This window comes from Herbaspirillum sp. RTI4, from assembly GCF_034313965.1.
Taxonomy (GTDB): domain Bacteria; phylum Pseudomonadota; class Gammaproteobacteria; order Burkholderiales; family Burkholderiaceae_D; genus Herbaspirillum.
The window spans coordinates 1,292,338-1,318,933 of record NZ_JAVIWQ010000002.1 but is presented as its reverse complement, the minus strand read 5'-3'; the positions used below and the strand labels follow the sequence as shown (position 1 = coordinate 1,318,933).

Annotated in this window: 23 protein-coding genes; 8 read left to right on the top strand and 15 right to left on the bottom strand. The window is 56.6% G+C overall.

Features of this window, described 5'->3' with window-relative positions; translation table 11 throughout:
- The first annotated feature begins 233 nt into the window (after nt 1-233).
- Together xseA and sodB are read left to right on the top strand one after the other, a co-directional pair.
- Nucleotides 234-1,595 carry an exodeoxyribonuclease VII large subunit gene (gene xseA / locus RGU70_RS06170; RefSeq protein WP_322208511.1) on the top strand — a complete coding sequence of 454 codons (1,362 nt, stop codon included), beginning with the start codon at nt 234-236 and terminating at the stop codon, nt 1,593-1,595.
- 137 nt (nt 1,596-1,732) lie between these two features.
- Nucleotides 1,733-2,311 (top strand): superoxide dismutase [Fe], encoded by a 579-nt coding sequence (gene sodB / locus RGU70_RS06165; protein WP_322208510.1) that lies wholly within the window; start codon nt 1,733-1,735, stop codon nt 2,309-2,311.
- Between the two features lie 296 nt (nt 2,312-2,607).
- Here sodB and RGU70_RS06160 read toward each other — a convergent pair whose 3' ends face one another.
- Nucleotides 2,608-3,225: a uracil-DNA glycosylase family protein gene (locus RGU70_RS06160; RefSeq protein ID WP_322208509.1), complete on the bottom strand. Its 618-nt coding sequence runs from the start codon at nt 3,223-3,225 to the stop codon at nt 2,608-2,610.
- An 11-nt stretch (nt 3,226-3,236) separates the two neighbouring features.
- Entirely contained in the window at nt 3,237-3,782 is a 546-nt protein-coding gene (locus RGU70_RS06155) for a carboxymuconolactone decarboxylase family protein (RefSeq protein WP_322208508.1), read from the bottom strand.
- Nucleotides 3,783-3,899: 117 nt separating this feature from the next.
- Between RGU70_RS06155 and RGU70_RS06150 the strand changes: the two genes are divergently transcribed.
- From RGU70_RS06150 to RGU70_RS06140, 3 genes are all read left to right on the top strand, one after another.
- On the top strand, nt 3,900-4,715 hold the full coding sequence (locus RGU70_RS06150; protein ID WP_322208507.1) for an AraC family transcriptional regulator: 816 nt from the start codon (nt 3,900-3,902) through the stop codon (nt 4,713-4,715).
- Between the two features lie 178 nt (nt 4,716-4,893).
- A complete protein-coding gene (locus RGU70_RS06145; protein ID WP_322208506.1) occupies nt 4,894-5,400 on the top strand; it encodes an RNA polymerase sigma factor in 507 nt (168 codons plus the stop codon).
- 72 nt (nt 5,401-5,472) lie between these two features.
- Nucleotides 5,473-7,626, top strand: coding sequence for a TonB-dependent siderophore receptor (locus RGU70_RS06140; RefSeq protein WP_322208505.1), 2,154 nt, complete (start codon nt 5,473-5,475; stop codon nt 7,624-7,626).
- Between the two features lie 153 nt (nt 7,627-7,779).
- On the opposite strand, the gene RGU70_RS06135 is transcribed toward RGU70_RS06140, so the two are convergent.
- The 7 genes from RGU70_RS06135 to RGU70_RS06105 form a co-directional block, all read right to left on the bottom strand.
- Nucleotides 7,780-8,508, bottom strand: a complete 729-nt coding sequence (locus tag RGU70_RS06135) for an amino acid ABC transporter ATP-binding protein (protein WP_322208504.1) — start codon at nt 8,506-8,508, stop codon at nt 7,780-7,782.
- 99 nt (nt 8,509-8,607) lie between these two features.
- Nucleotides 8,608-9,303, bottom strand: coding sequence for an amino acid ABC transporter permease (locus tag RGU70_RS06130; RefSeq protein ID WP_322208503.1), 696 nt, complete (start codon nt 9,301-9,303; stop codon nt 8,608-8,610).
- A 3-nt stretch (nt 9,304-9,306) separates the two neighbouring features.
- Complete coding sequence (locus RGU70_RS06125) at nt 9,307-10,056, bottom strand: amino acid ABC transporter permease (protein ID WP_322208502.1); 750 nt, start codon at nt 10,054-10,056, stop codon at nt 9,307-9,309.
- A gap of 218 nt (nt 10,057-10,274) precedes the next feature.
- Nucleotides 10,275-11,225 (bottom strand): amino acid ABC transporter substrate-binding protein, encoded by a 951-nt coding sequence (locus tag RGU70_RS06120; protein ID WP_322208501.1) that lies wholly within the window; start codon nt 11,223-11,225, stop codon nt 10,275-10,277.
- A 494-nt stretch (nt 11,226-11,719) separates the two neighbouring features.
- The gene (locus tag RGU70_RS06115) at nt 11,720-13,030 is read right to left on the bottom strand and encodes a Glu/Leu/Phe/Val dehydrogenase (RefSeq protein WP_322208500.1); all 1,311 of its coding nucleotides are present in this window, start codon (nt 13,028-13,030) and stop codon (nt 11,720-11,722) included.
- Between the two features lie 183 nt (nt 13,031-13,213).
- Nucleotides 13,214-14,179 carry a LysR family transcriptional regulator gene (locus RGU70_RS06110; RefSeq protein WP_322208499.1) on the bottom strand — a complete coding sequence of 322 codons (966 nt, stop codon included), beginning with the start codon at nt 14,177-14,179 and terminating at the stop codon, nt 13,214-13,216.
- Nucleotides 14,180-14,245: 66 nt separating this feature from the next.
- Nucleotides 14,246-16,072: an ABC transporter ATP-binding protein/permease gene (locus RGU70_RS06105; RefSeq protein WP_322208498.1), complete on the bottom strand. Its 1,827-nt coding sequence runs from the start codon at nt 16,070-16,072 to the stop codon at nt 14,246-14,248.
- A 190-nt stretch (nt 16,073-16,262) separates the two neighbouring features.
- On the opposite strand from RGU70_RS06105, the gene RGU70_RS06100 reads away from it, so the two are divergent.
- Nucleotides 16,263-16,688: an acyl-CoA thioesterase gene (locus RGU70_RS06100; protein ID WP_322208497.1), complete on the top strand. Its 426-nt coding sequence runs from the start codon at nt 16,263-16,265 to the stop codon at nt 16,686-16,688.
- A 165-nt stretch (nt 16,689-16,853) separates the two neighbouring features.
- On the opposite strand, the gene RGU70_RS06095 is transcribed toward RGU70_RS06100, so the two are convergent.
- From RGU70_RS06095 to RGU70_RS06070, 6 genes are all read right to left on the bottom strand, one after another.
- Nucleotides 16,854-18,557: a long-chain-fatty-acid--CoA ligase gene (locus RGU70_RS06095; RefSeq protein WP_322208496.1), complete on the bottom strand. Its 1,704-nt coding sequence runs from the start codon at nt 18,555-18,557 to the stop codon at nt 16,854-16,856.
- Nucleotides 18,558-18,845: 288 nt separating this feature from the next.
- Nucleotides 18,846-20,930: a molybdopterin oxidoreductase family protein gene (locus RGU70_RS06090; RefSeq protein WP_322208495.1), complete on the bottom strand. Its 2,085-nt coding sequence runs from the start codon at nt 20,928-20,930 to the stop codon at nt 18,846-18,848.
- A gap of 115 nt (nt 20,931-21,045) precedes the next feature.
- Nucleotides 21,046-22,101, bottom strand: a complete 1,056-nt coding sequence (locus RGU70_RS06085; RefSeq protein ID WP_322210719.1) for an ABC transporter ATP-binding protein — start codon at nt 22,099-22,101, stop codon at nt 21,046-21,048.
- 2 nt (nt 22,102-22,103) lie between these two features.
- Complete coding sequence (locus RGU70_RS06080; RefSeq protein WP_322208494.1) at nt 22,104-23,084, bottom strand: ABC transporter ATP-binding protein; 981 nt, start codon at nt 23,082-23,084, stop codon at nt 22,104-22,106.
- A gap of 13 nt (nt 23,085-23,097) precedes the next feature.
- Nucleotides 23,098-24,003, bottom strand: a complete 906-nt coding sequence (locus RGU70_RS06075; protein ID WP_322208493.1) for an ABC transporter permease — start codon at nt 24,001-24,003, stop codon at nt 23,098-23,100.
- Between the two features lie 3 nt (nt 24,004-24,006).
- A complete protein-coding gene (locus RGU70_RS06070) occupies nt 24,007-24,984 on the bottom strand; it encodes an ABC transporter permease (RefSeq protein ID WP_322208492.1) in 978 nt (325 codons plus the stop codon).
- Nucleotides 24,985-25,221: 237 nt separating this feature from the next.
- Here RGU70_RS06070 and RGU70_RS06065 point away from each other — a divergent pair, with 237 nt between their 5' ends.
- Both RGU70_RS06065 and RGU70_RS06060 read left to right on the top strand, forming a co-directional pair.
- Complete coding sequence (locus RGU70_RS06065; RefSeq protein ID WP_322208491.1) at nt 25,222-25,575, top strand: DUF1304 domain-containing protein; 354 nt, start codon at nt 25,222-25,224, stop codon at nt 25,573-25,575.
- 186 nt (nt 25,576-25,761) lie between these two features.
- On the top strand, nt 25,762-26,310 hold the full coding sequence (locus RGU70_RS06060; RefSeq protein WP_322208490.1) for an acyloxyacyl hydrolase: 549 nt from the start codon (nt 25,762-25,764) through the stop codon (nt 26,308-26,310).
- Nucleotides 26,311-26,596: the final 286 nt, after the last annotated feature.

Below are 26,596 nucleotides of genomic sequence, written 5' to 3'. Positions count from 1 at the left end.
AGCCTGAGCAACTAAGGTGCAAGCTGCTGGTTCAGCGTAGAATCACTGTTTCGCCGACGGCAAGCTAATCCGTCCCGCCGGGTCATCCAAACTTACGCACACTTTCTGTGGATAAGATTGTGAACAAGCCCACTGGCAAACCACCAAGTCCTTGATTTCATGTTGCTTTTCAGACATGAACAAGTAACGTGCAACAAGTATAACCAGACTGGCCGCTTTCTACCCCCACACGCATGAATTTTGACGACAACGAACCCCGCTCTTCCGCCGCCGCCCCGGTGCTCGCCGTATCCGCGCTCAATCAAGCCGTGGCGCGCTTACTGGAACGCAATTTCCCACTGATCTGGGTCGCCGGCGAGGTATCGAACTTTACCCGCGCCGCTTCCGGCCACTGGTACTTCACCCTCAAGGACGCCGCCGCACAGGTCCGCAGCGTCATGTTCCGCGGCCGCGCCCAGTATGCCGACTTCCTCCCGCGCGAAGGCGACAAGGTCGAAGTACGCACACTGGTGACGCTCTACGCGCCACGCGGCGATTATCAACTCAGCGTGGAAAGCATACGCCGCGCCGGAGTCGGCAATTTGTACGAGGCCTTTCTGCGCCTGAAAGCCAAACTGGAAGCAGAAGGTCTGTTTGCCCCTGAACGCAAGCGACCAGTCCCCACCTTCGCCCGCTGCATCGGCATCGTCACCAGCCTGCAGGCCGCCGCCCTGCGCGACATCCTCACCACCCTGGAACGCCGCGCACCGCATGTCCGCGTCATCCTCTACCCCACCCCGGTCCAAGGCGAAGGCGCGGCGCAGAAGATCGCCCAGGCCATCCGTCTCGCCGCCCGTCGGGCCGAGTGCGACCTGCTGCTGGTGTGTCGCGGCGGCGGCAGCATCGAAGACCTGTGGTCCTTCAACGATGAAGAGGTCGCACGCGCCATCGTCGCCAGTCCTATGCCCGTGATTGCCGGCATCGGCCACGAAACCGATTTCACCATCGCCGATTTCGCCGCCGATCTGCGCGCACCGACACCGACTGCCGCCGCCGAAATTGCCGCTCCTGCGCGCGACGACTGGTTCCAGAGTCTGCATGCCGGCGCGCAGGCGCTGCGCCGCGCCTGGCAGCGCCAAGCATCGGATCATGCTCAGCAGCTCGACTGGCTGGCGCACCGCCTCATCAGCCCTGCCGCCTACATCCGCCATGAGCGTCTCAAGCTAGTCGGCGCACAAACCCGACTGCAGCACGCAGCCGCCCAACCGCTGTCGCTGGCAAGGCACGCACTGCAACACTGGCACACCCGCCTGCGCCACTGCCGCCCCGACAGCGCCGCACAGCGCCAGCAACTGGCCGACCATGCCCGTCGCCTGAGCAGTGCCGACCGCGCCGCACGCGCCGGTCAACGTCAGGCCCTGCACGCTTTGCAGACACAACTGGAAATGCTCAACCCGCAACGCACGCTGGAACGCGGCTACGCCATCGTCACCGACGCCAAAGGCCGCATCCTGCGCTCACCGGCCCAATTGAAACCGCAGGCACAAATCGGCCTGCGACTGGCCGAAGGCAGCGCCGACATCGGCGTCGCCACAGTGCAGCCGAAGCTGGAATAAGCCCGAACGCGGCAGCTTAAGTGCAAAGAATCGCTAACCGCTTTAGAATTACGGACTGCCCTGAACGGATAGTCTGAGTTCAGATACAACAGAATTGAATGTTCCGTAATTTAATGACAGTCCTGAAAGGAAACACCATGGCGCATACCCTACCGGCATTGCCTTACGCAATCGACGCACTCGCACCGACCATTTCCAAGGAAACGCTGGAATACCACTACGGTAAACATCATCAAACCTACGTCACCAATCTGAACAATCTGATCGTCGGCACCGAATTCGAAAACGCCACGCTCGAAGATACCGTCAAAAAATCGACCGGCGGCGTGTTCAACAATTCAGCACAAATCTGGAACCACACCTTCTACTGGAACGGCCTGACACCTAAGGGTCAGGGCAAGCCTAGCGGCGCACTGGCCACAGCCATTGACGCGAAGTGGGGCTCGTTCGACAAATTCAAGGAAGAATTCACCAAGTCCGGCCTCGGCAACTTCGGTTCCGGCTGGACCTGGCTGGTGAAAAAAGCCGACGGCAGCGTCGATATCGTCAACACCGCCAACGCCGCCACACCACTGACCACCGCTGACAAGGCGCTGCTGACCATGGACGTTTGGGAACATGCGTATTACATCGATTACCGCAATGCCCGCGCTAAATACGTCGAAGCATTCTGGAGCATCGTCAACTGGGATTTCGCCGCGCAAAACTTTGCCTGAGAATTTTCCTGAGAAATCGCTATCGCTCTGAACGCCGGTTTTTCCGGCGTAAACAGTACAAACCGTCGATAGTGAGCGCATAAAAAAAGCGGAGCTTCGTGATAACGAAGTCCCGCTTTATCATTCTGCAACATGATAAAAATCCTGAACAAATCTCAGGATGCAATGCGTAGTTTTTTTAAGTAAGTCTGAAGAACATCCCCCCGTCCCCGAGATTGCTCCACATAGTCGCTTATTTACATAGTCGCTTATTTACATAGTCGCTTATTTGCGTAGTCGCTTATTTACACAGTCGATTACTCAGCACTACCTTCCAGTATCCGACGCACCCGGTCCTTCAGCGGTGGCAATACCTCCCCGGCAAACCAGTCATTCTGCTTGAGCCAGATATTATTGCGCGGACTCGGATGCGGCAGCGGCAGCATGTCCGGCCAAAAACTTTCCCAGGCCCGGACGTTTTCCGTCAAGCTGGGCTGACAGGCTTCGCGCAAATGCCAGGCTTGCGCATACTGCCCGATCACCAGCACCAGTTTAATCTTTGGCATCAGCGCCAGCAGCTGATCCCGCCACGCCGGTGCGCATTCTTTACGGGGCGGCAAATCCCCCGATTTTCCTGTGCCCGGATAGCAAAACCCCATCGGCAAAATAGCAATGCGACTGGCATTGTAAAAGGTGTCCCGGTCGATCCCCATCCAATCGCGCAGCCTGTCCCCACTCGCATCGTCAAAAGGAATACCGCTTTGATGCACCTTACTGCCAGGCGCCTGCCCGGCAATCAGGATTTGCGCATCGGCATGGACTTGCAACACCGGGCGCACTCCTTGCGGCAAATGCGCGGCGCAGAGCGTGCAGGCGCGTACCTGCCCAAGAAGGGTATCTGTCGCAGATTGCACGAACGGGATCGTGGACGCCATGGCTAATCTCTTCAGGAAATCGCTGCGGTACTGACCAGTGGAAAATCCACCACCGTAGCGGCGATGTGATTGAAATAGTTAGTGAACATATTCATGCCGACATGGGCAATGATTTCCACCACTTCCGCCTCACTATACCCGGCGTCACGGACTGCCTGAACTTGTTGATCAGTGACATGACCGCGATCAGCAATGATTGCCTTGGCAAAATCGAGCGCCGCCTGTACCTTTGCATCGCTTGCCCGGCCCCGCAAATTATGGGCCATTTCGTCGGCTTTCAGACCCGCGCCCTTGCCCATCAGCGTATGCGCCGATGCACAATAATCGCAGGCATTTTTACCGGCTGCGACCAGCGCCAGCTGCTCACGCAAGGGAGCCGGCAACACACCACCGGAGAGCGCTTCGCTTTGCTTCAGATAAAACTGCAACACGGCAGGCGAATGCGCCAAAGTCTTGAACAGATTCGGCACCATGCCGAGTTTTCCCTGAACCGCATTCAGCATAGGCTTGGAAGCATCAGGAGCGGCGGAAACGTCGAGGGCGGAGATACGTTGCATAAAAGTCACCTTGAAAAATGTGCCGTGCAAAATTGCGACAGGCCACACACACACTTTGACAGAATGGCCGATACTATTGATGACAATAAATCTCCATAAACAAACTGATCGTACCGAATGGACTCACTCTCCTCTCTCTTTTCCCGTTTCAGCCTCAATGCCCGCGTGTTTTACACCGGCAATTTATGCAGCATCGTCGATTTCGACGAGCAGCCCGGACTAGGCCATCTGCACGTCATGCGAGAAGGGCATTTACAGGTGCAGCGACCGGGAAAAGCCACACTCGACATCTCCGAGCCCTCACTCCTGTTCTATCCACGGCCGCACCAGCACCGCTTCCATGCAGATGCGCCAGGCGGTGCCACACTCGTTTGTGCCACCATCGACTTCGGCGCAGGAATGGGCAATCCCCTATTGCAGGCGCTGCCGGATTTTTTGCTGATTCCACTGGCCAGCATCGAAGGGATCGATGCGACGCTGGCTCTGCTGTTCCAGGAAGCCTTTACCGATTTGAAAGGTCGCCAGACAGCCATCAATCTGCTCACGGAATATTTCTTAGTGCTGATGCTAAGGCACGTCATCCACGCCAATCTGGTCAAAGCCGGCGTGCTTGCCGCACTGGCAGACCCGCGCCTGACCAAGGCCATCGCCGCCATGCACGAGCACCCGGAACAGGAATGGTCGCTGGAGTCGCTGGGCCGTACGGCCGGTATGTCGCGGGCGCGGTTCGCCGCCCACTTCCATCAGACCATAGGCGCTACCCCACTCAATTACCTGACCGACTGGCGCATCAGCCTCGCCCAAGCCATGCTGAAAAAAGGCAAGGCGGTGAAATTCATCGCCCCGCTGGTGGGCTACAGCAGCCCGGTAGCGCTCACACGGGTATTCACTCGCCGCGTTGGGATGTCGCCGTCTCAGTGGCTGGCGGGCTAAGGGACATTGATGCCGATTCACGTACATTCACGCACATTCGCGCACATTCACGCCTCTCTGCCGGGATAGCGGCTGATTCGGCCAGGCACCACTGAATGACGAGCGCTAAGGCGGCAGCTCTGTGCGATCAATGCCGTCAGGTATAGTGCTTGTTTTCCTTCGTCACCCCGCTCTCGCCGTGCACCCATCTACTCAGGCCCTCATCACGCACTACCCCGAGCTGCTCGATTTTTTAGCCCGCTGCACGGGTTCGCGCCATATTGCGCAAGACTGCGCCCAAGACACCTATCTGAAACTCGCCTGCGCCATCGCCCCGGCACCGCTGCAGTCTGCCAAGGCCTATGTATTCCGGGTGGCGGCCAATATCGCGATCGACTGGCACCGGCAACAGCAATGCGAATGCCGCCTGGCCTGCGATTACGCCCGACTATGCGAGACTCTGCGCGCCGAAGATGTCACCGATCTGATCTGCGCACGGCAAACCATGCAGCGGCTGGAAACCGCCATCGAAGCCATGCCCCTGCGCACGCAACACATTTTTTTCATGCACCGGCTGGAAGGAAGCAGCTATCGGGAAATAGCGCTGTCGCTGTCGATTTCCGTCAAGGCCGTGGAAAAGCACATGACACGCATGCTCGCCACCTGCCGCACCGTGCTGCGCGACGAGCAGCTATTCACACAATAATTTAAGCGCCGCGATAGGGTAAATGACCGCGGGAAACGTCTTACAGGTATCGCCACTGATAAGGAGATTCCCATGCAGCATTTCCCCGCGCTCCTGCGCCGTCATCCCTCGAAAATAATACTGGCAGTCGCCAGCCTGACACTGACAGCCCCCCTCGCCGCATCAGAAATCGAAGACACCGATCCCGACCGCCGCAAACAGGAGGCGCAAATGGACGTCGTGATCGTGCAGGGCGCGCGCGCCTCTCCCTATGCGACCCCCGACGTGCAGGTCGAGACGCTGGGCGGCAAAGCGGTAAAAGAATTGCCGCTCTCGATGCAATCGTATGGCAGCGAACTGATTGAGGCGCAGGCCTCGCGCACGCTGACCGATGTGCTGAAAAACGATGCGTCGACTCAGGACACGGCAGTGGGTGCTGCCATGGATAACATCAGCATTCGCGGCTTCCCCGTCGACTGGAGCAATAGCCTGCGACGCGATGGCATGCCCGTTGCGCCTTATTTTGATATCGCACTGGAAAATACCGAGCGGGTCGATGTGCTGAAAGGGCCATCCGGCTTTCTGTACGGTGTCAATACGCCGGGCGGCTCGGTCAATTACGTCCTCAAACGGCCGACGCCGGACAGCCTCCATACCGCCGCGATGGAAATGCGCGAGCATGCCGGGCGCTATACCCAATACGCGCGCATCGATAGCGGCGGCCCGTTTAATAAGGGCGATGAGGGCGATCCGGGACGAGGGTATCGCCTCAATCTGGCGCAGGAAAAGCGCGGCGATTTCAGCGCCAACGGCGACCGCCGTCGCGAATTCGCCAGTCTGGCGCTGGACTGGCGGCTGTCGCCGGACGCCTTGCTAAGACTGGACGCGGATTATCAGAACAGCCGTCTGGCAGCGCAACCGATGCTGGGTTTGCAGCCCGATGGCAGCCTGCCGCCGCAAGCCGATCCGCGCACGCTGCTGGGGCAGCCGTGGCTGCAATATGCCAGCAAGAGCTTCAATCTGGGCGCGCGTATCGACCTGCAATTGAACAAAGACTGGTTGCTCACCAGCCAGATAACGCAGTCTTTCAATGAGCGCGATGCGGCTTTCCCGGATATTTATACGCTGAGCGCCAATGGCACGATTCTCAGCGGCGATATCTATCTCTCACGCGATCAGAGTTTCCGGGTGCGCTCGACCAATACCTTTGTCAGCGGAAAAGTCAGCACGGGTGCATTGCGTCATCATCTGGTTGCAGGGCTATCAAGCCGCCACTACCGGGCCAATGAATCGGGCTTTGCGATACTGCCGATCACGGTCGGCAGTCTCTATCAGCCGGTCTATACGCCGCAACCGACAACCATCGCCGCCCCACCCAAAACCCTGACTCAAAATAGCCAGACCAGTCTGTTTGCCAGTGATGTGATCGATATAGGGCCGCAATGGAGCGTCATGCTGGGTTGGCGTCATGTCCGCTATCGCAACGACAGCACGCCGCCGGGACAGGCCGCCATGCATGACCGGAGCAGCGTCAACGTCCCGGCACTGGGTCTGCTCTATAAATGGCAGCCGCAACTATCCACTTATGTCAGTTACGCCAAGGGTTTCGAGCCGGGCGGACTGGCCGCTTACAACACCTTGAACGCCGGACAGTATCTGGCACCTCTGCACAGCCGCCAATGGGAAACCGGCATCAAAGCCGATCCGGCGCCGGATCTCTCGCTGACAGCCGCGCTGTTTCGCATCGAGAAAGGCCTGCAATACGTCAACGAGCAAAATTACTTTGTCGCCGGCGGCCAGCAACGCCATACCGGGCTGGAACTCAATCTCAATGGCAAAGCGGGGAAAGATTTATCAGTGCTAGCCAGCGTAGCCTGGCTACGCACGCAATTGCTCGATACCGGCGATGCCGCCACGAATGGCAAACGCGCGGCCAATGTACCGGCATTCCAGTTGAGCGGATTTGCGGATTACCGGCTGCGGTCTTTACCCGGCATGCATCTCAGCGGCGGCGTGTACCACGTTGGCCGACGCGCCCTGAATGCGCAAAATTCGCCCTTCCTGAGCAGCTATACCCGCTTCGATATCGGTGCGCGCTACCTGACCCGCATCGCCGCTTATGCAGTGACGCTACGCGCCGGGATTGAAAATCTGACTGACAAACGGTATTGGGCCGCAGCCAATTACAACAGCGTATGGCCCGGGCGTCCGCGCACCGTGGTGATGGCGGTGCAGGTGGACCTCTAACACCTCGCCGCAAAAAAACCGGCCGCTGCAATGAGCAACGGCCGGTTTTTATTTGGCTGGCAGAAAAAGAAGGCCGGCGAAACGCGCCGGTCGGGCCTTAATACTGCGCCATTAATGCTGAACTATGAATGCTCAACTATTGAGGCTGAACTATTAATGCTGGATGATTTTTGCCAGGAAATCGCGCGCCCGGTCAGAGCGCGGCGTTCCAAAAAACTCATCCTTGGTGCAGTCCTCGATGATCAGGCCCTTGTCCATGAACACCACGCGGTTGGCAACCTTCTTGGCAAAGCCCATTTCATGCGTGACGACCATCATGGTCATGCCTTCCTGCGCCAGCGTCACCATCACGTCCAGCACTTCGTTGATCATTTCAGGATCGAGCGCCGAAGTCGGTTCATCGAACAGCATGGCGATCGGGTCCATCGACAGCGCCCGGGCAATTGCCACACGCTGTTGCTGGCCGCCCGACAATTGACCGGGAAACTTATCTTGCTGCGCGATCAGGCCGACGCGATCCAGATATTTCAAGCCCTTTTCAGTCGCTTCATCGACGCTGCGACCCAGCACCTTGATCTGGCCGATAGTGAGATTTTCGCGAATGGTCAGATGGGGAAACAATTCGAAGTTCTGGAACACCATCCCGATGCGCGCGCGCAGCTTGGACAGATTGGTCTTGGGCGCGCCGACCGAAATATTATCGACGATGATCTCGCCCTTTTGAAACGGCTCCAGACCATTGACGGTTTTAATCAGCGTGGATTTGCCGGACCCGGACGGGCCGCACACCACCACCACATCGCCCTTGGTGACATTGGTGGTGCAATCGGTCAGTACCTGAAAGGTGCCGTACCATTTGCTGACATTTTTAAGTTCAATCATTTTTTTCCCTCATTCCTTAATACAGTGCGGGCATTGCGCCAACCAGCCCGGCTGGCGCAAAAGCTATGTCGTCCGAACCGGCACGACGCGCGTCAAAATTTATCGAATAATCGCGATGCGTTTCTGGAAACGCTTCACCAGTTGCGACAGCAAGAAGCTGAGCACGAAATAGACCACGGCGACGAACAGGTACATTTCGACCAGCCGGCCATCCCGTTGCGCGATCTTCGCGGCGCTGGTGACGAACTCCGGTACCGAACCCAGCACGTAGACCAGCGAGACATCCTGGAACAGCACGATGGTTTGGGTCAGCAGGATGGGCGTCATATTGCGAAAGGCTTGCGGCAGCACGATGTTGCCCATCATTTGCCAGTAGTTCATACCGATAGCGTAGCCGGCAAAGACTTGCCCGCGTGGTATCGACTGAATGCCGGAACGCATGATTTCGCAATAGTAGGCCGCTTCGAACAGGATGAAGGTAATCATCGCTGAGGAAAAGGCACCCACTTGTATCGGCTCGCTGGCGCCAATGATCCAGGCACCGATGTAAGGCACCAGGAAGTAAAACCAGAAAATCACCAGTACCAGAGGTACCGATCGGATCAGGTTAACGTAGCCCGTGGCAAGCAAGGAAATGGCTTTGTTACTGGACAAGCGCATCATGGCCAGCAAGGTGCCGATCAGGATGCCGCCAGCCATGGCGCAAAACGTCAGCACCAGTGTGAATTTGAGGCCCGTGGTAAACAAGTAGTACCACGAGCGCTCGATGACGTTGAAATCGAAATTGGCGAACATGAATTAATGCCCTCCCGAACCGGCGCTGCCGGTGGTGATGTAACCCGGTACCGCGGTTACTTTTTCCAGGAAGCGCGCCACCAGCAAAGCAATGATCGAAATGATGATGTAGATGATCGTCGCGCCGGTCAGCGCCTCGAAAGTCTGAAAAGTGAATTCGCGCATCGAGTACGTGGCAGCAGTCAGTTCGACCAGACCGATGGTCAGTGCCACCGAACTGTTCTTGATGATCGCGGCAAATTCATTGGTCAGCGAGGGGATGATGATGCGAAACGCCATCGGCAAGAGAACATAGCGATAGGTTTGCGTCGGGGTGAGTCCTAATGCAGCGCCAGCCATGCGTTGGCCGCGTGGCAAGGCGTTAATACCGGTCGCTACCTGAATCGCAACACGCGAGGAAGTGAAAAATCCCAGCGCCAGGAAAGCAGTGACGAAAGACGCATTCGGCAGGCTCTTGAGCCAGTTGCCGGCGGCTTCCGGCAGCAGTTCCGGCACGACGAAGTACCAGAGAAACATTTGTACCAGCAGCGGTATGTTGCGAAATAATTCGACATACGCTGTGGCCAGTCTGACCGCCCATTTATTCCCTGTGGTCAGGACGGTGCCGGCGATTGTTCCCAGCACCATGGCCATAATCCAACCGAATGCGGCGGTGGCAATCGTCCATTCAAGGCCGATCAGTAAAGTATTGATGTAGGGGATTCCATCCGGGGAGGTCTCCCAGAAAATGCCCCAGTTCCAGTTGTAATGCATATGCCCTCGCTTCTATCGAACCGCCTGTCAACCAGGATCGCGATGTGCTGCCATCCAGGAAAGTGATTATATTTAATTGTCTTTGGTGCGATTCCGAATTACTCATTGCACTGGACAGGTAGGAAACGCATTCTGTCCAGCCCTGCTTCTGATGCATTCGATGCAAAAACGGGGCGCTTTCGCCCCCCGTTTTCTCGTGTCGCCACGTGTTCACCTGCTTACTTCATTTTTTTCGAGCTTTGCTTTTGCGCTTCAGGCACGGCTGCGTAAGCAGCTGGATCGCCGGAATCGGTAGGCTTGGCGAACACGGCCATCAGTTGCGGACTCATAGGAACATTCAGGTTGACACCCTTTGGAGGGATAGGCGAGAGGAACCATTTGGCATAGATCTTTTTGATGTCGTCGGATTTGTAGACCACGGTCAACGCATCGTCGACCACCTTCTTGAACGCTGCATCTTCGCGTCGCAGGATCAGGCCGTACGGCTCCACCGACAAGGCTTCTGAGCTGATCGCATAGTCGGCAGGCGCTTTGGATGTGGCGGCCAGCGAAGACAGCAGGATGTCATCCATCACGAAAGCAACGGCACGACCTGTTTCCACCATCAGGAAAGCTTCAGCATGGTCTTTGGCGCTCAGGATTGTGAGGCCAAGGTTGCGTTCAGTATTGAGGGTCGCGATCTGCTTCAGATTCGAGGTACCTGCGGTAGAGACAATGGTCTTGCCCTTCAGGTCTTCCAGCGTCTTCAGGTTCGATGATTTTTTCGACAGGAAACGATTGGCGGTCACAAATTCGGTCACGGCAAAGGCGACTTGTTTCTGACGTTCAAGGTTGTTGGTGGCGGAATCGCAAGAGATGTCGATCGTGCCGTTGGCGATCAGTGGGATGCGCGTAGCGGAAGTCACTGGCACCATTTTGACGTTCAGTGCAGTCAGGCCCAACGATTTCTGGATCGCTGTCGCAGCCTTCATGCACAGGTCAACTGAATAACCTTGGTAAGACTGCTTGTCGTCCAGGTACGAGAAAGGAATGGAAGCATCGCGTACGCCCAGGGTCAATGTACCGGACTCTTTAATTTTTTTCAGGGTGCCTGTCAGCTGCTGAGCCTGAACAGAACCCATTAATAAGGATGCACCTATGACTGCGCCTGCAATTTTGAACAACTTCATGTAATTCTCCTGAAAAAATACTATCTTAGTGTACCAAAAGCCCCTGCAACTACAGTGGATTTTGTCGACCCACGCCGAAAGGCGCGTTGCTTGAACCGGCTTGCCTGTTACGTGCTACGTCTGATAAATCACTTGCTCCCACATGCGCATTCCAACAATCGATTACGCCAGGATTCGGCGCATTGTACCGGTAGTAACAAAGGGAAGGGGAAACAGGAAGGCGACAGCACATATCATTGCATACGCTGGCGATTGCCGGGCCCCAGGTATTCTGTGATCCGAATGCCCGAATGGAACCGGCAGCTGCCTTTCTGACTGATGCTTATGCAAATTCCAAGCCAGCCATGCAAACCATCGATGCGCGTTGCATGATGTCACAACGTCGAGCTGAAAATTGATCTATTTTTTTCGGCAGCTCAACATCGATACACTTGTCTCCTCCCGTGCAACCTCTTATTTTCCCTGCCTATTTCCTTATATCGAACAGAACACCATCAAGGGTACAAACCACGCATTTCGCGCGCTTCCAGTACCCGTGTACAGGCAACGATAAAAGCCGCTGTGCGCAAGGACACCTTCTTTTCGACCGACAATTGCCAGACTGCCGCAAGCGCCTCCCGCATCAGGCGCGTCAGGCGCAGATTGATTTCATCTTCGGACCAGAAGAAGCTGGAAAAATCCTGCACCCATTCAAAATAGCTGACGGTCACGCCACCGGCATTGGCAATCACGTCCGGCACAATCAGTACGCCCTTATCGTGCAGGATATCGTCGGCTTCCGGCGTGGTCGGGCCGTTGGCACCTTCCAGAATCAATTTGGCGCGAATGCGGTGCGCGTTCTCTGCCGTAATTTGCTGTTCCAGCGCAGCAGGCACCAGAATGTCGCAGTCCAGGCCCCAAAACTGGGAGCGGTCGCTGATTTCATCCGCACCGGCAAAACCCGCAACGCTACCAGTCGCCGTAATATGCGCCTGCAATGCAGCGACGTCCAGTCCGCTGCTGCGCACCACCGTCGATTTATGGTCCTGCACGCCCACAATCAGCGCACCGGCGTCGGCAAACAAACGCGCCGCGATACCGCCGACATTGCCGAAGCCCTGCACAATCACCCGAGCCCCTTTGATTTCAAGGCCGAGCTTGCTCGCTGCCTCGCAACCGACGACGAAAACACCGCGTCCGGTAGCTTCATTCCGTCCCAGGCTACCGCCCAGTGAAATCGGCTTACCGGTCACAACACCCGACGCCGTGCTGCCCTGGTTCATCGAGTAGGTATCCATCATCCAGGCCATGATTTGCGAATCGGTGCCTACATCAGGTGCCGGAATATCTTTGTTAGGCCCGATGATGATGCCGATTTCGCTCGTGTAGCGGCGCGTCATGCGTTGCAGCTCGCCACGCGACAGCGTCTTGGGATCGACGCGGATGCCGCCCTTGGCTCCGCCGTAAGGAACATTGACAGCCGCATTTTTGACCGTCATCCAGCCCGACAGCGCCATCACTTCCGACAAAGTCACATCCTGATGGAAACGCACGCCGCCTTTTCCCGGGCCGCGCGAGGTATTGTGCTGCACGCGATAGCCTTCAAAATGGGCAATGCTGCCATCATCGCGTTCAATTGGCACATCGACGATCAGGACGCGCTTCGGGCGCTTGAGCGTTTCGACCCAGCGCGCCAGCGAGCCAAGATGCGGCGTGACGCGATCAATCTGCTCCAGATACACACCCCAGGGACCGAGGTTGTCGTGATTAAGATATGAGGGAATAACATGATGAGGGACTTGCGAGGGGACAGACGGGGTAGACATATGCAATAGCTCCTATGGGTTCATCGCGTACGGATGTTGCTGAAATACGGTGGCGCCATCGTAGGACAAGCCAGTTCGCCCGGCTAATGCTTTGTGTGCATGGACACATGCAAAAAAAGTATATGAGGTAACACCCTGCTCTGACAGCCCTTCGCCGCCCATCATCATAGGCCCAGACCTATCTTATTTTTCCCGAATTTTTCTACGGACGTCTTCCGCGACTGATTTATTTTGCTGAGCAGACAAATACTCCCACAGACGATTAATCAGAACTTTGCCAGGACGCGTGACAGTGGGCCGCTCCCGATACAAGCGAATTTCCATTTCCACTTCCCATTCCGATTGCCCGCCGTCGGCACGCACCAATTGCTTTTGACGCACTTCACGCGTAAGCGAGGATTCCGGCAGGAACGCCAGGCCATGCCCTTCCAGCGCCATCATTTTCAGGCTCTCCGCCATATCGGTTTCATAGCGCTTTTCCAGATGCAGCGGCTTTTTCAGATCGGACAGAATCAGTTCCACCATCCGTCCCAGATAGGCATTGTTGGTATAGGACAGAAAGGGCAACGGCGCTTCAGGCGTACCCGGTAGCCGGTAGAGCGGCTGGCCGTCCTGATCGCAGCGGGAATAGGCGCGCAGCACTTCGCTGCCCATCTTCAGCATGTCGTAACGGCTGGCGTCGAGCTGCACCGGCTGGCGCGGATGGTGATAGCAGAGCAGTAAATCGCAACCGCCTTCGACGATAGTCATCACCGCATCGTGGACATTGAGGGCAATCAGACGGGTGCTCAAGGCACCGAAATCGTTCTCCAGCGTACTGAGCCATTTCGGCATAAAGGTCAGGGACAGTGTGTGCGGCACGGCGAAATCGACAGTCGTCTGCGACGTTGGCCGTTTGCTTCTGAGCAATGCCCGGGTATTGTTGATTTGCCCCAGCATCTCAACGGCTTGCTCGTAAAAGACTTCGCCGGCGGAAGTCAGCCGGGTCGGATAGGAGGTACGGTCGATCAGATCGGCACCGAGCCAGGCTTCCAGCGATTGAATGCGCCGGGAAAATGCGGGTTGCGTGACGTGGCGCAATTCAGCCGAACGGCTGAAACTGCGTGTTTCCACAAGAGAAATAAAGTCTTCCAGCCATTTGCTTTCCATCCCGCTATGGTAGTCGATTCGCCGTCTCGGAGCGCGATCTCTCGCCGCGCACCCGCAGCGAGGCGACTATGCCGATAGCAGAGGCTCTTCTTCCCGCGCTTGCTGCCGCTCCCACATTTGCGCGTAAGCGCCGCCGGCAGCCAGCAAACCAGTGTGCGTTCCGCGCTCGATGATGCGCCCTTTTTCCAGCACCAGTATCTGCGCCGCATCGACAATCGTCGATAGCCGGTGAGCGATGACCAGCGTGGTCCGGTTACGCGATATCTCGCGCAATTGGGTTTGTATTGCCTGCTCCGCTTTGGAGTCGAGCGCCGAGGTCGCTTCGTCGAAAATCAGAATCGCGGGATTTTTCAGCAAGGCGCGAGCGATGGCGACGCGCTGCTTTTCGCCGCCCGACAATTTCAGTCCGCGCTCGCCGACCAGCGTGGCATAAGCCTTCGGCAGCGATTCGATGAAGTCGTGAATGTAGGCGGCGCGCGCGGCGGCGATGATCTGCTCTTTGCTGCTACCGGGATTGCCGTAGGCGATGTTGTATTCGATTGTGTCGTTAAACAGCACCGTGTCCTGCGGCACGATGCCGATTGCGCGGCGTACCGATGCCTGCGTCAGCTGACGGATATCCTGGCCATCGATGGCAATGCTGCCGGTCTGCGTATCGTAAAAACGAAACAGCAGACGAGCGATAGTCGATTTGCCGGAGCCGCTATGCCCGACGACCGCCGTCGTCGTACCGGCCGCCACCGTGAAATCGACATCGAACAGAATCTGGCGCTGCGGATCGTAGCCGAAACCAACGTCGGTAAACCGCACTTCGGCAGGGCCGACCATCAATTCCTTGGCCGCCGGCACATCGGCGACTTCACGATGCTCGCGCATCAGAGAAAACAGGCGCTCCATGTCGGCCAGACTCTGTTTGATTTCCCGGTACACCACGCCAAGAAAATTCAGTGGTACGTAAAGCTGGATCATGAAAGCATTGACCAGCACTAGATCGCCCAGCGTCATTTTGCTGTCGATGACGCCTTGCGTGGCGCGCCACAAAATCAGGGTGACAGTGATAGCGATAATGGCCGATTGACCGGTATTGAGCAGCGACAGCGAAGTCTGCGATTTGATCGCCGCCGTTTCATAGCTGCGCAAACCATCGTCGTAACGCTGGGCTTCAAAATCTTCGTTACCGAAATATTTGACCGTTTCGTAATTGATCAGCGAATCGATGGCTTTGGTATTGGCGCGGGAATCAAGGGCATTCATGGTGCGCCGGAAATGCAGCCGCCATTCGGTCACCGTCACGGTGAAGGTAATGTAGGTCACCAATGCCCCCGCCGCAATCGCGCTGAACCAGATATCGTAGTGCAGCAAGAGATAACCCAGCACCAGCGAAATTTCGATCAGCGTCGGCAAGATGCTAAACAGCGTATACGACACCAGAGACGATACGCCACGGGTGCCGCGCTCAATGTCGCGCGTCATGCCGCCGGTCTGGCGGTCCAGATGAAAGCGCAGCGAGAGCGCATGCAGGTGTCGGAATACCTTCAAGGCAATCGTGCGCACGGTGCGCTGCGTCACCCGGGCAAAGACGAACTCGCGCATTTCGGTAAAGAAGGTCGTGGCCAGCCGCAGCAGTCCGTACACGGCCAGCAGCGACAAGGGCAGTACCAGCAAGGCCTGAGGGTGCGTGGGGCTGATCGTGAGATGGTCGACCAGTTGCTTCAGCACCAGTGGCACGCCGACATTGGTGACCTTGGCGGCAATCAGAAACAGTAGCGCCAGCAAAACGCGCCAGCGGTAATCCCAGAGATAGGGAATCAGCACCTTCAGCGTGGCCCAGTCATTGCGTGGAACGGGCGAAACCGGAGGTTCCGCTTCGGAGGAAGCGCGGTACTGTCGCATAGATGGGAAATCCGGAGTGGTGAGAACTGACGCAAAAGACTGCTGCTTCGGCGCATTGTCATAGCCATTGCGAGTAGCACGACAAAGCGATACAACAACGCCAGCGGTCAGTTGATAATGGTTTATCCTTCGGGCATGCCATTATAGAAGCAAAGCCCTTTTACCCTACTGAGCCCGGAGAATCGTCTCGATGACAACCCCAGAATTTTCACTGCCGCCCGGCAAAATGCCGCAACTGCGGGTCGTTCCCATGCCTGCTGACGCCAACATTCACGGCGATGTCTTCGGCGGCTGGATCATGGCGCAGGTCGATATCGCCGGCTCGCTGCCGGCAACCAAACGCGCCAATGGCCGCGTGGCGACTATTGCCGTCAATTCTTTCGTTTTCAAGCACCCGGTTTTTGTCGGCGATCTGCTTTCTTTTTACGCCGAGATAGTGAAGGTGGGCAGGACGTCGGTGACGATCAATGTGGAGGTCTATGCCGAGCGTAACCGCCTGTCGGAAGAGATCGTGAAAGTCACGGAGGCAACGCTGACTTACGTCGCCACGGACAGCGACCGCCAGCCACGTTCCTTGCCGCCGCTGGCATCGGACCCTGTGGTGAGCAAGTCGTAAGCCCCCACTGAAGAATGCTGCAGCCCGCTGAGGGATTCAAAGCAATTCAGAGCAACTGATATCTACTCAGAGCCAGTAAGGCAAAACGAGAAGTGCCGCACAGCAGCTCGATTAAAAGCTTCCTGGCGGCACTCTCCCGGCAGGACAAAGCAGGACGCTATTTTTTCATGCGGCTTTTTGCGAAATCGCCTGTGCCAAACCGCGCAATTCACGTCTTAATATTTTCCCCACTCCGCTCTTTGGCAAATCATCCCGAAATTCAATGTACTTCGGTTTTTTGTAGCCAGTGAACTGCTCCTTGCAGTACGCCATCAACTGTTCGGCAGTGAGGGTCGGGTCGCGCCGGACCACGAAGAGCTTGACCGCTTCACCGGTATGTTCGTCGGGTACGCCGACACATGCGCATTCCAGTATCCCCGGATGCTGCGCCATCACTCCCTCGATTTCGTTGGGGTAGACGTTGAAGCCGGACACCAGAATCATGTCTTTCTTGCGATCGACGATCCGGGTATAACCGTGCGCATCCATGATGCCGATATCGCCCGATTTGAAGAAACCATCTTCGGTGAAGGCATCCTGAGTATCCAGCGGGCGGTTCCAGTAGCCGGCCATCACCTGTGGTCCTCGGATACCAATTTCGCCACGCGCACCTATCGGCACGGGTTGTCCGGCGTCGTCCAGAATCGCGATTTCCGTTGAGGGCAAGGGCAAACCGATAGTGCCGCTGTATTCAGTGATCGTGCTGGGATTGGCGCTGGCGATAGGGGAAGTTTCAGATAAGCCGTAACCCTCGATAATGGCGCAGCCGGTCAGCTTCTTCCATCTCTCCGCCACCGCTTGCTGCACCGCCATGCCGCCGCCGACGCAACAGGCATAACCCGAAAAATCCAGCTTTGCGAATTCAGGATCGTTCAGCAGCGCATTGAACAGCGTGTTGACGGCGGGGAAAGTATTGACCTTGTGCTTGCTTAATTCCTTGATGAAACCTGGGATGTCACGCGGGTTGGGTATCAGCAAATTCAAGGCCCCGATGCGCGTGCCAAGCAAGCCGCACACAGTCAGCGCAAAGATATGATAAAGCGGCAAAGCGCATACGAAAGTCGACTGTTGGACGTCATGCCGGGCGCGCAATCCCGGCAGGAGCCACTCCTCGGCCTGCAAGACATTGGCCACGAGATTACGGTGCGTCAGCATCGCGCCCTTGGCGAGCCCGGTCGTGCCGCCGGTGTATTGCAGGAAGGCGATATCTTCCGGCTCCAGGATGGCCCGCTCCATTTTAACCAGGCTGCCCAGATTCAATGTCTCGTCAAAGGTCAGCATCATCTTTGTCGGCAAATCATAAATTGGCACCAGATGCTTGAGATGGCGCACGACAAAATTGACCACCGGCCCTTTAATCCGTCCCAACAGATCGCCCATGCTCGTGACTACGATGTGCCGTATCGGCGTTTTATCGACGACCTTGGCAAGCGTGGCGGCAAAATTTTCCAGCACGAAAATCACTTCGGCACCGGAATCGCTTAACTGATGTTCCAGTTCCCGCGCGGTATAGAGCGGATTGACATTGACGACGATGTACCCGGCACGCAATATGGCGGCCACGACCACCGGATACTGCAACACATTGGGCATCATGATTGCCACGCGCGCGCCTTTGCGCAATCCGATCATTTGCAGCCAGGCAGCCACTTTGGCTGAAAGCGCATCGACTTCCGCATAACTCAGATATTTCCCCATGCAAACATAGGCCTTGCGACGGGCGTGCGTTTGAAACGCTTCCTCCATCAATTCCACCAGAGAAACGTAACGTTCAGGATCGATTTCAGCGGGAACGCCTGCGGGGTAGGATGACAGCCAGATTTTGTCCATTACTTTCCTTAGTCTCGGTTGTGAGCGGCTGACGACGACATCCCGGAGAGATACTCGCCATAAAAAAGCACGCTTGTGTTTTTATTTGTACCGATGCTAGCGGCCTATCGATACAAGGGCAAGTCATTTCTCCTGCGCGCCGTCATGCCGGCGTGCCATTCGGCTGGCTTCCGACAGGCAAGTTCCCGTACATCACACCGGCATGTGAGTACGCGATTCATTTTTTCAGAGAGCCAGAATGGGAGGAAATCAACACCCGCGACAGCCCCTCGCCTAACGCAAACAGGACTAGGCAACAGACTCCACCTGCACCAGAACATCATAAAAAGTCGGCCCGCGCCCCATGTCGGTCAGGTTCTGGCTGGTCACTTCATTGACATTTTTACCGTCGGAGGCAAATTTCTTCCACCAGATCGACAGACCCACCACCACCCCCGGCCTGGCCTTGTCGGTGACGCGCAGCAAGGCTTGCATGGTGCCGCGTGCATTCGCTATCCGCACCCGGTCGCCACTGACGAGGCCACGGCTGGCGGCATCGGCGGGATGCATCTCCAGACGCGGCTCTCCTTCCGTGTCGCGCAGGCTTTGCACATTGACGAACGAGGAATTGAGAAAATTGCGCGCCGGCGGCGAAATCATTGCCAGCGGATAGAGCGCCGCCAGTGACGGATTGCTGGCGACCGACTCATACGGCGCGGTATACGTCGGCACAGGATCGAGACCCTCGGCCAGCATACGGGCTGAATAGAATTCACATTTTCCCGAAGGAGTAGGAAAACCGCCTAGCGCAAACGGCGCGGCCGTCATGGTCAGTTTTTGCCAGCCCTTCTGTTTCAGCAGTTCCCAGTCGAAATGCGCGGCGCGTGCATTCTTGCGTTCGAAGGCGTTGGCAGCGATGGTATCGTCGCTCTCCTGAAAACAGGCTTCATCGAAGCCCATGCGCGCCGCCAGCAAACGAAATATTTCCGTATTCGGTTTGGCTTCGCCGAGCGGGGCAATCGCTGGATTATTCGCCATCATGTACAAATGCCCATAGGCTGCATGCACATCAAGATGCTCAAGCTGGGTAGTGGCGGGCAGCAGAATATCGGCGTAGTCGGCGGTATCGGTCTGAAAATGTTCCAGCACCACCGTGAATAAATCTTCCCGCGCAAAACCCTGCGCCACCCGGCCCGACTGCGGCGCTACAGCCACAGGATTGGAGTTATAGACGATCAGCGCATCAATACGTGGCCCAAAGTCGGCCGAAGCCGGCCGCAACAGATCGTCGCCGATGGTGCTCATGTTGATGGTGCGCGCAGCAGCGCCATGCTGACGCTGCAATTCAGGATGTTCCAGATGCGCTTCATTTTTCGGGAAGGCACCCGACAAGGAAAGCTGGATGCCCCCCGCCGCATGACGCCATGCGCCCACCAGCGCAGGCAGACAGGCAATATTGCGCACCGCCATGCCGCCGCCACGCACCCGCTGCATCCCGTAATTGAGCCGGATCAGCGCCGCCTGACCATCCTTGCCGGCTTGCCCATATTCACGCGCCAGTGCAATCACTTCCTCCGCAGTAATGCCGCAAGTCTGCGCTACCCGCTCCGGCGGCCATTCCTTGACACGCTCGCGTAGCTGCTCAAAACCGAGTGTATAGCGGGCAATGTAATCTTCATCGATCAGTTCTTCAGCGATCAGCACGTGCATCAGGCCCAGTGCCAGCGCGGCATCGGTGCCGGGCAGCAAGGCAATGTGCTGATGACATTTGTCCGCCGTCAGCGAACGATAGGGATCGATGGCGATCAGTCTCGCACCTTGCCGTTTGGCTTCTTGCACGCGCATCCAGAAATGCAGATTCGACGCAATCGGATTCCCGCCCCAGAGGATGATCAGGCGGGCGTCCTGCACCTGCTCGGTATCGGTGCCGATCTTCTTGCCTATCGTGTATTGATTGCCGGTACCGCCCGCCGAAGCGCAGATCGTGCGATCCAGCCGGGATGCGCCGAGCCGGTTGAAAAACCGCGCCGCCATCGATTCCCCCTGTACCAGTCCCATCGTGCCGGCATAGCTATAGGGCAAGATTGCCTGCGGACTGTGTGCGGCGATGTCGCCCAGTCGCGTGGAAATTTCCGTCAGCGCTTCCTCCCAACTGATGCGAACAAATTTCCCTTCGCCTTTTTTACCGGCGCGTCGCATCGGATAGAGCAAGCGGTCGGGATGGTAGGTGCGCTGGGTATAGCGGGAAACTTTGGTGCATAGCGAACCGGCAGTCGTCGGGTGATCCGGATCGCCGCGCACTTCCGTGGCAACGCCGTCTTTCACGGTAACCAGCATGGCGCAGGTATCAGGACAATCGTGGGGGCAGGCAGCGCGAACGATGGAAGTGGTCATGGATTTGGCGAGCGTGAAAGAAAAGTGAGCAAGTACGCTAACTTAACACGCGCGACTGAAAACGAAGCCGCCCTCTGAGCGAGGGCGGGGGTGCGGCAGATTTGCTAGCGCATTCTTAAGGCTGATCGTTCAGATGACAAGCAGAACGATGGCCGGGGGAGATTTCCTTTAATACCGGCGACTCATGCGTGCAGCGCGGCATGGCGTGCGGACAACGCGGATGGAAATGACAGCCCGTCGGCGGATGCAGCGGCGAGGGGATTTCGCCCTTCACCGCGAGAAAAATAGTTTTCTCCACCTTCATTGCCGGCGCGGAGGCCAGCAAGGCTTGTGTGTACGGATGATTAGGGCGAGCAAACAAGGCCTCGGTCGGCGCTATTTCCACCACCCGCCCCAGATACATAATGGCGACGCGGTCAGAGATGTACTGCACCACATTCAGATCGTGACTAATGAACAGATAAGTCAGATCCAACTCGCTGCGCAGGCGCATGAACAAATTGAGCACTTGCGCCTGTATCGACACATCGAGCGCTGCCACCGCCTCATCGCATACCAGCAACTCAGGCCGCACTGCCAGCGCACGGGCAATGCCAACACGCGCCCTTTGACCGCCCGAAAACTGATGCGGAAAACGGCGCAACATGCCCGCATCCAAACCCACCCTTTGCAATAATTCCGCGACGAACTCCGGGCGCTGAGAAGCATCAATCAAGCCATGCACCACTGGCGCCTCACCGATAATATCTTGCACTCGCAAACGCGGATTGAGCGAGGCATACGGGTCCTGGAAAATCATTTGCATCGCCAGTCTTTGCTGTCGCTGCTGCGCAGGGTCGAGCCGGTCCAGATCTTTGCCCTTCCATACGCGGCGACCATCAGATAGCGGCAGCAAACCAATCGCCATGCGCCCCAACGTCGACTTGCCGCAGCCGGATTCACCGACCAGTCCGACCACTTCCCCTTTGGCAATTTCCAGCGTGACATCGGTGACCGCATGCACCACCTGCTCACGCAACACCTTGCCGAAAGGTCGGGTGAAAAAATTGACGATGTTGGCTGCTGTCTCTAGCGGCTGCACGAAACGCTTGCTGATGTTTTGTAATTGCAGCAAGGGTGTATCGGCTACCGCAGGCGAAAGGTCTGCGGCGGTCGGGTGATCGGAATGCATGCTCATGCTGTCTGCCCCGGATTGCCGCTCAATGGATGAAAACAACGAAGGGCGCGCTGATCGATTATCTGCACTTCAGGTGTAACGGAACAGGCCTCCGTCGCCTGCCCGCAGCGTGGTCGGAAGGCGCATCCTGTGGGCAGATTGCGCAAGGAAGGCGGCGCTCCGGGAATCTGATGCAAGGGCTGGCCGCGATGATTGCGCGCCGGTGCGGCGGCGATCAGTCCATGCGTATATGGATGACGCGAATGCATCAATACCTGCTGCGTGCTGCCATGTTCCACGATACGGCCGGCATACATGACGGCCACTTCATCGGCCAGACTGGCGACGACGGCCAGATCATGCGAAATCCAGATCAGCGCGGTTCCCGACTCGCGGCACAGCGCCTGCATTTCAAACAGGATCTGACCTTGTATCGTCACATCCAGCGCCGTGGTGGGTTCGTCGCAGATAATCAGGTCCGGTTCGTTGAGCAGGGCGATGGCAATCGCCACACGTTGCCGCATGCCCCCCGAAAATTGATGCGGATACGCCAGCAGGCGCTGCTCTGGCTCGGCAATACCGACCCGCTGCAAGGCGGCGCAGGCCATCGCCCGTGCGTCGACGCGAGTGACCTTGCGATGGGCGCGGATGGTTTCGGTCATTTGGGTATCGATGCGCAATACCGGATTGAGCGTCATCATCGGATCCTGAAAAATCATGGCGATCCGGTTGCCGCGCAAGCGGCGCATGTCGGAAGGCGGCAGGCTGCGCAGATCGACGCCGTTGAGCAAGACCTTGCCGCCGGTGATTTCCCCCGGGGCATCCACCAGCCCCATGATCGAATAGGCGGTCATTGATTTGCCGGAACCCGACTCGCCGACCAGTCCCATGACTTTTCCGGCCGGCACCGCAAAGGACACATCGTCCACCGCCTTGACCAGGCCGTCACGGGTGACGAACTGCGTGTCCAAATGTTGCACATCTAAAGTGAATGTCATCGTGTGCCTTCCCTCATTCCGATTGCATGCGCGGATTGAACAGATCGCGCAACCGGTCGGCAACCAGATTAATCGCCACCACGGTGACCAGCAAAGCGATGCCGGGGAAAAAGCTGATCCAGTATTTTCCTGACATCAGATACTGGAATCCATTGGCAATGAGCAGACCGAGAGACGGTTCGGTCACCGGCAAACCCAGTCCGAGGAAGGAGAGTGTGGCTTCCAGCGAAATGGCTTCGGCGACTTGCAGGGCGGCGATCACCATCAGCGGCGGCAGGCAATTCGGCAGCAGATGCCGCAACATGATGCGCAGCGGCGAAAGACCGAGCGAGACCGCAGCTTCGATGTATTCCTTGCGTCGCTCCACTTGCGCGCTGGCGCGGGTGGTACGTGCGTAATAAGCCCATTGCGCCGCCACTAAAGCAATGATGATTTTGTCGATGCCGCGGCCGGTCAGGGCCAGCAAAATGAGCGCGACCAGAATGGAGGGAAACGCCAGCTGGATGTCGGCCACGCGCATGATCAGCGTGTCGATACGTCCGCCCAGATAACCGGCCAGCAAACCCAGCGAGGCGCCAATCACGAAGGCAATGCCGGTACTGACCAGACCCACCATGATGGAAATGCGCACACCGTACAAAATGGCTGACAGCATGTCGCGTCCCTGATCGTCGGTGCCGAGCAAGTAGGTCAGCGTGCCGTCTGAGGACATGGTGCCGGGCGGCAGACGCGAATCCAGTATGTCCAGATGCGCCAGATCGTAGGGATTTTGCGGGGCAATGAGTGGCGCCAAGAGCGCGGCCAGCACAATCAGCACTAAGACGATGAAGCCGATGACGGCCATCCGGTTTTCAAGAAAGCCGCGAATGAAAAGGATTGCTGGCCTGTCGTCGGCTTGGTGTATTTCCCGGGTCGCCATTGCTTAGCTCTTCGCCGCTGAAAAGCGGACGCGGGGGTCGAGCAAGGAATACAAGACGTCGACAATCAAATTAATCAGGATGAACATCACAGCAATCAAGGAGAGAAAAGCAACCAGCACCGGCCGGTCCAGAACACGAATCGAATCGATCAGCAGCTTGCCAACGCCGGGCCAGGCGAAAATCGATTCGGTCACAATGGAAAACGCCATGATGGAGCCAAATTGCATCCCCACGACGGTCACGATGGGGATCAGGATATTTTTCAACACATGCACGCCGATAATGCGGCTGGGCGACAATCCTTTCGCCCGAGCAAAGCGAACATAGTCTTGTAACAGCGCTTCCTGCGCCCCGGCACGCGTGAGGCGGATCATAAAAGCGATATTGAACAGTGCCAGATTAATCGCCGGCAGCAGCAAATGTTTGAGTCCATCCCAGTTAAAAACGCCGAAACCGATTCCGAACAGGGTCGTTGTCGTGCCTCGTCCTCCAGTTGGCAGCCAGCCCAGCTGCACGCCGAAAAACATGATCATCATCAGTCCCACCCAAAACGTCGGCAAGGAAAAACCCAATGCCGATAAGCTCATGATGAGATTGTTGACCGCACCGCGCGGACGGAATCCCGCTAATAAGCCGAGGGGCAATCCAATGACGATGGTCAGAAAAATAGCCGCCAGCGCCAGTTCCAGCGTCGCTGGCAGACGTTCCAGAATCAATCCGAGCGCGGGTGTGGAATAAACGAAGGATCGTCCCAAATCGCCCATGAGCGCATTTTTAATGAACAGGCCGTATTGCAGCCACAGGGGCTGATCCAGTCCGAAAGCGGCAATGACGCGGGCGCGCTCGGCTTGATCGGCATCGGCGCTGATCAAGACGTCGATGGGGTTGCCGATCGCATGTACGCTCAGAAAGACCAGCAGAGACATGACCGCTAAGACGATGACACTTTGCAAGCAGCGGCGAATGATATAAACCAGCATGAGGGGGCGAAATGAGATTTCGCTTAAGGAAAGAGGCAGATGATGCAGACTTCAGTCATTGCAAGCAACAACATTATCGTACTGTCCTTATTCTTACGACGGCAATATTGGCAAAGTGAAGGGCCGTCGACATGCATTAAGGGGACTTTCCACGTCATTCCCGGCATACTTCTGAGGCAAAAGTCCACGAAATACCGTAATTGAACCCATCCAATAAAAACTGTGAGGAAGAGAATCTTGAACAATTTCACTACGCTGGGTAATGGCCTCATCGCAGTCATCGCGCTGCTCCACTTGGGAATATTGGTTCTGGAGATGTTTTTATGGACCACCCCATTCGGTCGCAAGACCTTCGGCATGTCGGCAGAAGTAGCCCGTAATTCTGCTGTGCTGGCCGCCAATCAGGGTTTATACAATGGGTTCCTGGCCGCTGGCCTGCTCTGGGGCTTGTACAGCGGGGATCACTCTTTCAAAGTGTTTTTTTGCGCATGCGTGCTGGTGGCTGGCCTGTATGGCGGATTGACTGCCAAACGCTCGATATTGCTGATTCAGGCCGCGCCGGCATTGGTTGCGCTGCTGACGCTTCTGTGAGCGCACTCTAAGCAAGTTTCGATATAACAACACTTCACTCTGCGAACCCCCTGATTTTTACTCTTTGCATTTAGGGATTGTATTAAATATAAGTGTTATGAGACCATGCCTTGGTAGATTCAGCAGCCCATGGCTTTCGTGTGGGGTTTTTTTGCTTCAATTAAAATAATTCATCTTCCCATTTTCATGTCTATCAAACATCTTGGTTTCAAAGTTGCCGCTGCCGCCCTCCTCTTGTTGAGCGCCTCTTCTTCCAGCTACGCGGTGGATTCAGCTTCAGCGGAATTCGCAACGGGTAATAAAACACAAATGGCACGTTTTGCGGCGCAATGGGACTGGCAAAACAAGTGGTGGCAATCGAACGGCACACATATCGGCGGCTACTGGGATCTGTCTATCGCTGAATGGCATGGCAATCGCTACAACAACACGGATAACCAAAGTCAGGATCTGGTCGACATCGGTCTGACACCTGTCTTCCGTTTTCAGCGTGACGACAAAAAAGGCTTCTACGGTGAAGCCGGTATTGGTGTGCATTTAATGTCTCAGGTCTATAACAATAATGACCGTCATTTTTCGACAGCATTCCAGTTTGGCGACCATGTTGGCACTGGCTATGTTTTCGCTAACGGCCTCGATCTGGGCATTCGTTTGCAGCATTTCTCGAACGGCGGCATCAAGCAGCCGAACGGCGGCGTCAATTTTGCAGTGGTTCGTGCCGCTTATCACTTCTGATGCAAGGGTGATTCTGCTGTGATCTGCTCCACGTATCCATCACAGCACGCAGCATAGAAATAACGCCGTTAATTTGGACTGCATCTCTGGGTTACCAAGTGGCACTTTGAGATGCAGACCTACCTACGCTACCGCTCTTGCCTCCTTTACAGGACAAGAGCGTGTAGTGCGGCAAACAGTGCCGAATATCGCAACTGCATCGCCGGTTGTAGCAATCAACATATCGTACGATCCTGCCGGCCGTTGCTCTGACGGTTTTGCGAACGTACTGGTACTTCCTCTTCCT